The organism is Nitrosomonas sp. GH22, from assembly GCF_009833115.1.
Lineage (GTDB): Bacteria > Pseudomonadota > Gammaproteobacteria > Burkholderiales > Nitrosomonadaceae > Nitrosomonas > Nitrosomonas eutropha.
Genome location: NZ_QRCA01000021.1, coordinates 70,314 through 81,137 on the forward strand (window position 1 = coordinate 70,314; position 10,824 = coordinate 81,137).

8 protein-coding genes, 2 pseudogenes and 1 other annotated feature are annotated in these 10,824 nt (G+C 51.1%); of the genes and pseudogenes, 5 read left to right on the forward strand and 5 right to left on the reverse strand.

Annotated elements, in window-relative coordinates:
- Positions 1-52 precede the first annotated feature (52 nt).
- The 5 genes from ABF86_RS07930 to ABF86_RS07950 all read right to left on the reverse strand — a co-directional run bounded on the left by ABF86_RS07930 (position 53) and on the right by ABF86_RS07950 (position 5,958).
- Positions 53-1,567 carry a M48 family metalloprotease gene (locus tag ABF86_RS07930; RefSeq protein ID WP_074685098.1) on the reverse strand — a complete coding sequence of 505 codons (1,515 nt, stop codon included), beginning with the start codon at positions 1,565-1,567 and terminating at the stop codon, positions 53-55.
- Positions 1,568-1,716: 149 nt separating this feature from the next.
- A complete protein-coding gene (locus ABF86_RS07935) occupies positions 1,717-3,324 on the reverse strand; it encodes an NAD+ synthase (protein WP_074685080.1) in 1,608 nt (535 codons plus the stop codon).
- 36 nt (positions 3,325-3,360) lie between these two features.
- Positions 3,361-4,740, reverse strand: a complete 1,380-nt coding sequence (locus tag ABF86_RS07940) for a phosphomannomutase/phosphoglucomutase (RefSeq protein WP_074685078.1) — start codon at positions 4,738-4,740, stop codon at positions 3,361-3,363.
- Positions 4,741-4,803: 63 nt separating this feature from the next.
- Positions 4,804-5,013 (reverse strand): zinc-finger domain-containing protein, encoded by a 210-nt coding sequence (locus ABF86_RS07945; protein WP_074455686.1) that lies wholly within the window; start codon positions 5,011-5,013, stop codon positions 4,804-4,806.
- 24 nt (positions 5,014-5,037) lie between these two features.
- Complete coding sequence (locus ABF86_RS07950; protein WP_074685076.1) at positions 5,038-5,958, reverse strand: branched-chain amino acid transaminase; 921 nt, start codon at positions 5,956-5,958, stop codon at positions 5,038-5,040.
- 249 nt (positions 5,959-6,207) lie between these two features.
- On the opposite strand from ABF86_RS07950, the gene nadB reads away from it, so the two are divergent.
- The 5 genes and pseudogenes from nadB to ABF86_RS07965 all read left to right on the forward strand — a co-directional run.
- Positions 6,208-7,791, forward strand: coding sequence for an L-aspartate oxidase (gene nadB / locus ABF86_RS07955; RefSeq protein WP_011635024.1), 1,584 nt, complete (start codon positions 6,208-6,210; stop codon positions 7,789-7,791).
- Between the two features lie 623 nt (positions 7,792-8,414).
- Positions 8,415-9,112, forward strand: a pseudogene (locus ABF86_RS12565) (polyketide synthase); the annotation flags it as partial.
- A gap of 33 nt (positions 9,113-9,145) precedes the next feature.
- On the forward strand, positions 9,146-9,715 hold the full coding sequence (locus ABF86_RS12570; RefSeq protein WP_204987583.1) for a polyketide synthase: 570 nt from the start codon (positions 9,146-9,148) through the stop codon (positions 9,713-9,715).
- Positions 9,651-10,400 (forward strand): acyltransferase domain-containing protein, encoded by a 750-nt coding sequence (locus ABF86_RS12575; protein WP_204987584.1) that lies wholly within the window; start codon positions 9,651-9,653, stop codon positions 10,398-10,400. The genes ABF86_RS12570 and ABF86_RS12575 overlap by 65 nt, the downstream gene beginning before the upstream one ends.
- Positions 10,384-10,824 (forward strand): annotated as a pseudogene (locus tag ABF86_RS07965) (transposase); the annotation flags it as partial. The gene ABF86_RS12575 and the pseudogene ABF86_RS07965, both read left to right, overlap by 17 nt.
- Positions 10,662-10,778, forward strand: a sequence feature (AL1L pseudoknot). Its footprint overlaps the pseudogene before it by 117 nt.

A 10,824-nucleotide genomic window follows, 5' to 3' on the forward strand; every position in this document is an offset into this window, starting at 1 on the left:
GAAATATCAGATGACTGGGTTTTAACAGAAGATGCAAATCATTGAAAGGTGCTTATTTGTTTTTCTCTTCGGCGGCCACGAACTCCTTGATTTGACGCAAGCGGGCCTCCACGCTGGATAATTGGTAAAAATTGTCGTGCTTATAGCGTAGCGCAACCTGGAGTTGTTCGATTGCTGCCCGGAGATTTCCCTCGCGGATCAGCGCTTCAGCTTCAGCCTGATGTTGCAACAGGGCGTTTCCCAGCGCAGCATGACATTGTGCCGTCAGCCGGTAAAGCCGGATATCATCATGAATGAAACGGGATTGCTCATTGATGAAATTCAGCGCGGTCTGCGCATCTTTGTGTTCCAGTAGTGCATCAACATAATCATAAACAAGCGCACGATAATGTGGGAAAGATTGTAGTGCAGCCTGGTACAGTTTGAACGCATCGTCGATTTGTCCGTCAGCAAACTTAACGCGTGCAGCAAGCGTTTCAATCATAGCAGCCGATTGCAGATAATCACCTTCCACCTGGATGGGTTTTCCCAAGCGGTGATTTCTTAGGGGCTGCGCAGAAGAATCGGATTGGATAGTCCGGTAAAGTGTATTTAACTCCTCATCTGCCTGTTTGAATTGCTTGGCACGTAATAACGCCTGAATCAGGCCATATCGCTCGGCAATTTCGTTAATATAGCGTTTATCCTGCAGACGTGCCTTGAATTCACTGACAATTGAAGCCGGGTTACCCCGGGAGGCGCGGATTTTGGCGCGTACCAGATGAAATTCCAGGCTGTCCGGAACCTGCCGGTAGCCCAATTCCCGGGTGCGATTCTGAATATCAGCGATACGCTCATGGGTAACCGGGTGAGTCATGAGGTATGAAGGAATCCCGTTTTCATAGTAACGACTGGCGTGTTGCATGCGTTCAAAGAAAGTTGACATGCCATGTGGATCGAATCCTGCTTTGACGAGCATGCCAAACCCGACACGATCTGCTTCCTTTTCATGCTTACGGGTGAAATTCAGTTGAGACTGGATCGCGCTGGCCTGGGCGGTGGCCAGCACTGCCTGGCCAGCTTGGGGATTGGAGCGTGAAGCAAGAATCGCAATAGCCAGCGCTGCGATCGAGCCGATGATACCCAGATATGAGCTCCCGGAGAGCATTCTGGCCAGGTGTTTTTGGGTGACGTGTGCAATTTCATGTGCCATAACGCCTGCCAGCTCGGATTCATTTTGTGCGGCGGTGATCAGGCCGCTATGAAATCCCACAAATCCGCCGGGAAGCGCAAAAGCATTGATTGAGGAATCATCAATGGCAAAAAACTCAAATGGATTGTCTGAATTTGTCTGGCTGGCAGCAGAAATCAGCCGGTGGCCCAATCTGGCAAGATAGTCAGTGATTTCAGGATCATCCAGATAACTGGCATCGGCGCGGATTTCACGCATGATCTGTATCCCGATTTGCCGCTCCTGGTGAGGTGTTACCGTAGCTTGCGAGACATCCCCCAGATCAGGCAGCTCCTGTCCAAAAATATGGGCTGGAAACAGCAAGGGCACAATGATAATAAGGTAGTGGAGTTTCATGCTGTGTTTGACGAACGCTGACAGACCGAGTTCCTGTTCCCGTGTTACAGCAGATTGTGATTTCAGCCGCAAGTACGATAACGCCTGTTGTATACGAAATCGCGTAACAACTGTTGAATTGAGGAATGCCAAAATATTATTGGGGCTGATCATTGCCGGAAACCAGACGTGATCGGGAATCGCCATGATGGGCCGAAATCACGTCGGGTAATGCGGATGCCGGGAGCTGCCTGTCTGCGTTTGTACTCGCAGGAATGGATCATGTGCAGTACCTGCCGGACGGTTTCCTCCGGATAATTCATGGCAATAATTTCTGCAGGTGACAGGTTGTTTTCCACGTAGGCTGCAATGATTGCATCCAGTACAGTATACGGTGGGAGATTATCCTGATCGGTCTGTTCGGGACGTAATTCAGCCGAAGGCGGGCGCTGCAGGATGCGCTCCGGGATGATGGGTGAAATTCTGTTGCGGTAGTGGCAAAGCTGATAAACCAGCGTTTTGCTGACATCCTTGAGTATCGAAAACCCACCAGCCATATCGCCGTATAGTGTGCTGTAGCCCACGGCAGTTTCGGATTTGTTACTCGTTGTCAGTACCAGTCTTCCGGATTGATTGGCTAATGCCATCAGCAAGGTTCCACGGATACGGGCCTGCAGGTTCTCCATGGTGGTTTGGGGGCCGGTAGTCGGCCAGGTTTGCAGTTCGGGGTGTAATGTTTGTTTGAATTGCTCGAATAGCTCGGTAATGGGTATTTCAGTGTAGTGCACACCCAGATTGCCTGCCATGATTTGCGCATCTTCCAGGCTGATGTCGGCTGTATAAGGGGAGGGCATCATCACGTTGCTGACCCGATCTGCTCCAAGCGCATCCACCGCAATCGCCAATACCAGCGCTGAATCAACCCCGCCTGACAAACCAATCAATACTCCGGAGATTCTGTTTTTATCAATAAAATCGCGCAAGCCCAGACGTAGTGCCGAGTACACACTTTCGATCCGATCTGGCAGAGGAGAATATTGTCCGGGGATCAGTTGATTATTATGAAGCTCAATCAAGCCAAGTGTTTCCTGGAAAGCCGCTAGCTGACAAACGAGTTTACCGCTGTGATCCATCGCAAATGAAGCGCCATCGAAAACCAGTTCGTCCTGTCCGCCGACTAGGTTGGTGTAAACAGTTGGCAGACCGGTTTGCGTAATTCCCGCCCGTACAATTCGGAGTCGGTCAGCCTGACCATCAATAGCGTAGGGTGATGCGCCCACCGTCAGTAAAACCTGCGCGCCAGCGGAACGCAAAGCCTGCAAGTGTGCCGGATGCTGATAATCAGAGAAAGTGGTCAATCCGAAAAGTGTACCGTCACACTCAAACGTACAAGGCTGGTTGCCGGGAGTGAAATAACGGCGTTCATCCAGCAACGGATCGGTGAGCAAATGATTTTTACCATAGGTGATAAGCAGGCGACCATCTCGAATAATGGAAACAGCATTGAGCAGATTACCGTTCGTGCGGTGCGGATGCCCGATTACCAATGTTACGTCATGTATCTGCGTGGCTAGATCCATCAAAGCCTGATGACAGACTTGTACAAACTCTGCGCGCAGCAACCAGTCTTCCGGAAGGGAGCCACACAGCGCCATTTCCGGAGTGATAACCAGCCTGGTCCCGGCTTCCCTGGCTTGCTGGCAGGCGTGCAGTATTTTAAGTGAGTTACCGTTCAAATCGCCTGCCGTGCAGTTGATCTGGGCAAGCGCGATCTTCATTGTGGAAGGGTATTCGGGTCCGTAACTGGAACCCGGTTAGAAAGGCAGATTTGCATCCGGCCTGGCTTGCAGAATGATTTGGCGAAAATCTTGCTGGATACGTTTCAGCGCATCCTGATTGTCAGCCTCGAAACGTAGTACTGCGACCGGAGTGGTATTGGATGCCCGGATCAGGCCGAATCCATCCTTGTATTCCACCCGCAGCCCGTCAATCGTAATCACCTGATTCGCCTCAGGGAAGTTTGCCTCCTGCTGAAGTTGCGCAATCAAGGCGTGATTTTCTCCTTCCTTGAGTCTGATCTGCAATTCAGGTGTGTTGATCGTATCGGGCAGGGCATGCAGCACCGCTTCCGGATCGGTTTGTTTACTCAATAATTCCAGCAGACGTGCACCTGCGTATAGGCCATCGTCGAATCCGTACCAACGTTCCTGGAAAAAGATATGGCCGCTCATCTCGCCTGCCAGGAGTGCGCCTGTTTCCTTTAACCTGGCCTTAATGAAGGAGTGCCCCGTTTTCCACATGATGGGTTTGCCGCCATGTTGTGTGATCCACGGTGCCAGTGTGCGTGTACATTTGACATCGTAGATGATCTGGCCGCCAGGGTTTCTGGACAACACATCGGCAGCAAACAGCATAAGCTGGCGATCCGGGAAAATGATGCTTCCATCCTTGGTGACGACGCCCAGCCGGTCACCATCGCCATCAAAGGCAAAACCAATTTCAGCATCGGTAGTAGCAAGTGTACGGATGACATCCTGCAAATTCTCCGGGACTGAAGGATCGGGATGATGATTCGGGAAAGTACCATCCACTTCACAAAACAGCTCGATCACTTCGCAGCCCAGGCGGCGATACAGTTCTGGCGCCAGAATGCCAGTTACGCCATTGCCGCAGTCCACCACGATTTTGATTGGCCGAGCCAGCTTGACATCCTCCACGATGCGTTGCAAATAGGCGGGGATGATGTCGTGTTGGCGATAACCGCCTTGTCCATGCGTCAGGTTATTTTGCTCAATACGCGACCGTAATGATTGAATGGTCTCGGCTGCCAGCGTTTCGCCTCCCAGCACGATCTTGAGACCGTTGTATTCTGGCGGGTTGTGGCTGCCGGTTACCATTACCCCAGAATAATGACAGAGTTCGTGAGCAGCGTAATACAGCACCGGGGTGGCGACCATGCCAATATCGATGACATCAATTCCACTTTTACGGATACCGTTCGTCAAGGCTTGCACCAGTTGAGGACCGGATAAACGGCCATCGCGACCCACTGCAATGGCTGTCAGCTGACGTGCGCGTGCTTCGGAACCAATGGCATGGCCGATTTGTTCCACTACTTCCGGAGTCAGTGCGGTTTCTACGATGCCACGTATGTCGTAAGCCTTGAAGATTTCGCGGCGTGGAAGTGTATTCATGCAGTGATGATTCCTTGATCCGGGTAAATAATGAATGATACGAAAGCCGGTCTTTTGCCCGTGTTACCCGTGATGATCCGGATTCGGTGTGCCGATCAGGGTGTAGCGTGTGCCGCAGTAAGGACACATGGCTTTGCCGGTCGCTTCTATTTCGAGGAAAACACGTGGATGCCAGCTTATTGTATCCATAGCCGGATTTGGGCAGTATAGTGGTAAATCATCCGGATGGATTTCAATTGCTTGCGGATAGGTGACTGTAGAAGGAGTGCTCATAGGAAATTTCGTCTGGTTTAACAATTAAACGTAATGCAGCCAATCAGCATGTTTATCTGATTTGCCGTTGACACAATCAAAAAATGAGGTTTGCAACTGCTCGGTAATCGGGCCGCGTTTGCCATTGCCAATCGTGCGGCAATCCAGTTCGCGAATCGGTGTGATTTCTGCCGCCGTGCCGGTAAAGAATGCTTCGTCCGCGCAATAGACTTCATCGCGCGTAATCCGCTTCTGAACCACTTCCATGCCGGCTTCTTCTGCCAACTGAATGACCGTCGCGCGTGTGATGCCTTCCAGACAGGATGTCAGATCAGGTGTGTAAATCCTGTCTTTCTTGATGATGAAAATATTTTCACCGGAGCCTTCTGCCACATAACCATCTACATCCAGCAACAAGGCTTCCTGGTAGCCATCCTGTGCAACTTCCTGATGCGCGAGGATGGAATTGGTATAGGTGGATACCGATTTGGCGCGACACATATTAATATTGACGTGATGCCGGGTGAACGAGGAGGTCTTCACGCGAATGCCGTTTTCCAGTGCATCGGCACCCAGATAGGTTCCCCATGACCAGGCAGCGATTGCAATATGGACAGACAGATTTTTGGCGGATAGTCCCATGGCTTCCGAGCCATAAAAGACAATCGGGCGGATGTAGCCGGAGGCTAATCCATTTTGCCGAACGACATCCAGTTGCGCCTGTGTCAGCGTGGCCTGATCAAAAGGGATTTTCATTCTGAAAACATGTGCCGAATTGAACAGGCGTTCTGTATGCTCAGGCAAGCGGAAAATAGCTGTTCCCCGGGGTGTCTGGTAGGCGCGCAATCCTTCGAATACTCCCATTCCATAATGCAGGGTATGGGTAAGCACATGTGTTGTGGCATTGCGCCACGGAACCAGTTTTCCGTCATACCAGATAACCCCGTCACGGTCCGCCATCGACATGCTGAAACTCTCCTGTATTAGATCTGTAAATTGGACGACGGGAAGTGCCGACGTCAGGCTATTGTTTTTCTTGAATCCGTCGGGATTTTGACCGGTTAAGCCTCCCCTGAAACCTTTGTCTGTATTCTAGCGTATTTTTGCTGACGGGAACGCCAGCACAGTTTGATGGATTCGAAATCCTGGCAAAAAGTGTGGTAATTTCAGGAAGTATTTTCACTTTCAATTATTTTTGAGTAATTATTGCTATCTATGCAACCACCTCGTTTCGATGCACTGATTATCGGCAGCGGTCTCGCCGGGCTGACACTCGCCCTGAAGCTGGCTGAAACTCAAAAAGTCGTGCTGATTACCAAGCGGACACTCTACGATAGTTCTAGTGCCTGGGCGCAAGGAGGGATTGCAGCTGTACTTTCGATGGAAGACTCGCTGGAAGCACATATCAGCGATACGCTGATTGCTGGTGCGGGGCTGTGTAACGAAGCCATGACACGTCATATTGTAGAGAACGGCCCGCGAGCGGTCAGGTGGCTGATTGAACGAGGGGTTAATTTTACACGCGATGATCACAATAAAACCGGTTATCACCTGACGCGCGAAGGCGGCCATAGTGTTCGCCGTATCATCCATTCTGATGATGCGACCGGTAAGGTAGTGCAACTCACGCTCACCAGGCAGGCGGCTCAGCACCCGAACATTACCGTGCTGGAACATCATATTGCAGTGGATCTGATCACCAGTGAGAAACTATCTCATGCCCGGGGCAGTAATCGCTGTTACGGTGCTTATGTGCTTGATATTCATGCCGGAAAAGTACGTACGATAGCGGCGCAAAATACAATTCTGGCTACTGGCGGGGCAGGCAAGGTCTACCTGTACACCACCAATCCGGATGTAGCAACCGGAGACGGTATTGCCATGGGATGGCGTGCGGGTTGCCGGGTTGCCAACATGGAATTTATCCAGTTTCACCCCACCTGCCTGTATCACCCGCATGCAAAATCCTTTTTGATCACTGAAGCAGTGAGAGGAGAGGGCGGGGTGCTGAAATTGCCCGATGGCGAGCGTTTTATGCTTAAACACGATGAGCGAGCTGAACTTGCTCCGCGCGATGTCGTGGCGCGTGCAATCGATTTTGAAATGAAAAAACGTGGACTGGATTGCGTGTTTCTGGATATATCGCACCAGTCAGCCGATTTTCTGGTGCAGCATTTTCCGACAATCTATCAGCGCTGTCTGGAGCTGGGCATCGATATCACACGCGAACCCATTCCGGTAGTTCCCGCAGCGCACTATACCTGCGGCGGCATTGTGATCGATCAGCGTGGAAGAACGGATCTCGATAATCTGTACGCGATTGGTGAAACCGCGCACACTGGACTGCATGGCGCCAACAGGCTGGCCAGTAACTCTTTACTGGAATGTCTGGTAACCGGTCTTTCAGCGGTTGAAGATATCCTTACCCGCTCGCCTGCGCCGGATTTTCCATTGCCTGACTGGGATGAAAGCCGGGTGACGGATGCGGATGAAGAAGTCGTTATCTCCCATAACTGGGATGAGCTGCGTCGTTTCATGTGGAATTATGTCGGTATCGTGCGCACCAACAAGCGATTGCAGCGGGCACAACACCGCATCAGACTGCTGAGCGGGGAAATTGATGAGTACTATTCCAATTTCCGGGTAACCAGCGATTTGCTTGAGCTGCGTAATCTCGTATGTACTTCAGATCTGATTGTTCGCAGCGCCATGCTGCGGCATGAAAGTCGTGGATTGCACTCCAGCCGGGATTACCCGGAAGCCTTGCCACGAGCCACTGATACGATCTTGTCACGATAGCGGCAAAAATAAGGCGTGGCTGATCAAGCGTTCTCGCTTGATTTATCTGCCTCACAGGTTTGATAGTCCGTCTGCCCATATTCATTTCATCGTAATAATGGTGCTGTACATGTACATCGTGTTCAGCATCCTGATTTTCTGCGGATTCTTTGCCTTCGTTTGTCCCTGAGCAACCAATTTTTAGAGTGCCCCTCAGCATTTCTCGGCCAAATCCGGGATTCAACTGTGTTATCCAGATTTTTCTGTAATTTCACCAGCAGCCTGGCAATCAGGCAAAATTACTATGTCTCTGTTTGGAGACAATAGATTTTATCTTTATAAAATCATTTTTACTTTTTTTAAATAAACCTTTTGTTGCTTTAGCTATGATCTGAAAAATCAATACTGAAGTTTGCCGGTAACTGTATGCTCATCAATGATTGACTGTTTTATATATGATATAGGCATTTATAATACCGGTTTTCCTGTTGTTCATTTCATGACGATAAGATAGTATCGCCCGTCATGTTCTCAAATGACGACAAACTGATTCAAGTTTCAATAAGGGGATGGTGATCGCAATAAATCCGAAGAACTTCCCTGAGTTAACGTGAAGCGGGTTGCGTGGATATTGATCTGGAGATATGACCTCAAAAGCGGTTGCAATTATTGGTATCGGCTTCCGATTTCCTGGTGATCTTGGTGACGAAACAGATTTCTGGAATGCACTGAAGCAAAAACGTGATCTTGTAACCAGTATCCCGCCCGATCGTTGGGCGATCAGTGAGCTTCAGCATGACAAACGTTCCGAGCCTGGTCGCAGCATTACTTATTCAGCAGGCGTTCTGTCGCGTATCGATGAATTTGACGCGGGCTTCTTTGGTATTTCTCCGCGCGAAGCAGCCTGGATGGACCCTCAACAGCGGCTTCTGCTCGAATTATCCTGGGAGGCCATGGAAAATGCAGGTATTCCGCCTTCATCCATGTCCGGTTCCAATTGTGCAGTCTATGTGGGTATTTCCGGCCTGGATTACGGCACGCGCGGACTGGATGATCTGGCGTCGCTCTCGCCCCACATGATGACCGGCAACACGCTCAGCATTGCCGCCAATCGTCTTTCCTATGTTTTCAATCTGCATGGCCCTTCGCTGGCGGTTGACACGGCCTGTTCATCGTCGCTGGTTGCATTGCATCATGCTTGTCAGGCCCTGCAAACTGGTGAGGTGGGCACTGCGCTGGTGGGGGGGTTAATTTATTGTTGCATCCCTATCCCTTCGTTGGTTTTACCAAAGCATCCATGCTGTCTGCTGATGGCCGCTGTAAGGCTTTCGATGCTTCCGGTAGCGGTTATGTACGTGCCGAAGGCGGGGCAGTCTTGCTGCTCAAGCCGTTTGAACAGGCGATTGCAGAGGGCGACGATATTCAGGCGGTGATCCTGGCCACTGGTATCAATACGGATGGCGCACGCAAGGCTGGCATTACCATTCCCAGCCGTGATGGACAATCCGAGCTCATGATGAGCGTCCTCGCCAAAACCAGTCTGTCAGCACGAGACATCGATTTTATCGAAGCGCATGGCACAGGTACGGCGGTGGGAGATCCTGTTGAAACAGCAGCAATTGGTGAAGTCTATGGCAAAAAGCGCGAAAAACCTTTGCCAATCGGATCGGTCAAGGCCAATCTTGGACACATGGAACCGGCTTCCGGCATGGCAGGAATCATCAAGGCAATTCTGGCGCTCAAGCATCATGCTCTGCCACCACAGATTCATCTGGAAACGCCCAATCCAAATATTGATTTTCTCGGCTTGAATCTGAAGCCGGTGACCGAGTATCTGGAACTGGCGAAAAAGAATAATCGAGCTCTGATTGATTGCCGGTGTGAATTCCTTCGGCTTTGGTGGTGCCAATGCGCATGTGCTGCTGCAGGAATATCGTTGCCGTGATCTGGCAACGACGGAACCGCTACCGGCATCCTTGCCACCTCTTTTTTTGTCAGCCCGTTCCGAAACAGCACTAAAAGAGCTGGTGGGTCGTTATGCAGATCTGTTACACGATAAATCCGGGCAGGATTTCTATGACGTGGCACATGCTGCTGTCAATCAGCGTGATCGTATGGAAAAACGGCTCGCGCTCCATTCCGGCTCTGTTGAATCGACAATTCATTTGCTGCAGCAATATGCGTTGGATAATGTTTCAGCGGATATCTTCATTGAGGATAGCCTGCCACAAAGTGGTGATGTGGCGTTTATCTATTCAGGTAACGGCGCGCAGTGGGCCGGTATGGGGCGTGCGCTGCTGACTGAATCCTCCCGGTTTGAAGAAATTCTTACGGAAATCGATATCGCCATGCGCCCCTTGACAGATTTTTCTCTGCTTGAGGCGCTGCAATCCGAAAGTGAGCTTGCCAGGCTTAGTAACACAGCTGTCGCGCAGCCTCTGCTGTTCGCTATTCAGGTTGCAGTCACACTTCTACTGAGAGAGCAGGGGGTGACACCATCCGCTGTCGCCGGCCATAGCGTGGGTGAAATCGCCGCTGCCTGGGCGGCCGGTGCGCTGGATCTTGAACCGCCCCGGGTTTTGAGGAGGCTCCACTATCTGAGAAGATGGAGCCATGAACAAATCAAATAAATATTCCCCCGAAGTAAGAGCGCGCGCAGTCCGTCTGGTGCAGGAACACCGCAGTGAGTATCCCTCGCTGTGGTCGACGATTGAATCCATTGCGCCGAAGATCGGCTGTTCAGCCCACACATTGCTTGAATGGGTGCGCAAACACGAGACTGATACCGGCTTGCGAGACGGTGTGACCAGTGAAGAGCGCGACCGCATCAAAGCCCTGGAACGCGAAGTAAAGGAATTGCGCAAGGCGAATGAGATTCTGAAGCTGGCCAGTGCTTTTTTCGCTCAGGCGGAGCTCGACCGCAAACTCAAATCCTGAGATCGTTCATCGACCAGTACCGCGACGCCCATGGGGTCGAGCCGATCTGCAAGGTTTTGCAGGTCGCCCCATCAGGGTATCGGCGATATTCCGCGCAACAGCGTAATCCGGCTTTGC

Excerpts from the sequence above, each read along its gene's own strand:
- ABF86_RS07945 (WP_074455686.1), bottom strand. The coding sequence starts at position 5,013 with ATGAGCACTCCTTCTACAGTCACCTATCCGCAAGCAATTGAAATCCAT.
- ABF86_RS07930 (WP_074685098.1), bottom strand. The coding sequence starts at position 1,567 with ATGAAACTCCACTACCTTATTATCATTGTGCCCTTGCTGTTTCCAGCC.
- ABF86_RS07950 (WP_074685076.1), bottom strand. The coding sequence starts at position 5,958 with ATGTCGATGGCGGACCGTGACGGGGTTATCTGGTATGACGGAAAACTG.
- ABF86_RS07940 (WP_074685078.1), bottom strand. The coding sequence starts at position 4,740 with ATGAATACACTTCCACGCCGCGAAATCTTCAAGGCTTACGACATACGT.
- nadB (WP_011635024.1), top strand. The coding sequence starts at position 6,208 with ATGCAACCACCTCGTTTCGATGCACTGATTATCGGCAGCGGTCTCGCC.
- ABF86_RS07935 (WP_074685080.1), bottom strand. The coding sequence starts at position 3,324 with ATGAAGATCGCGCTTGCCCAGATCAACTGCACGGCAGGCGATTTGAAC.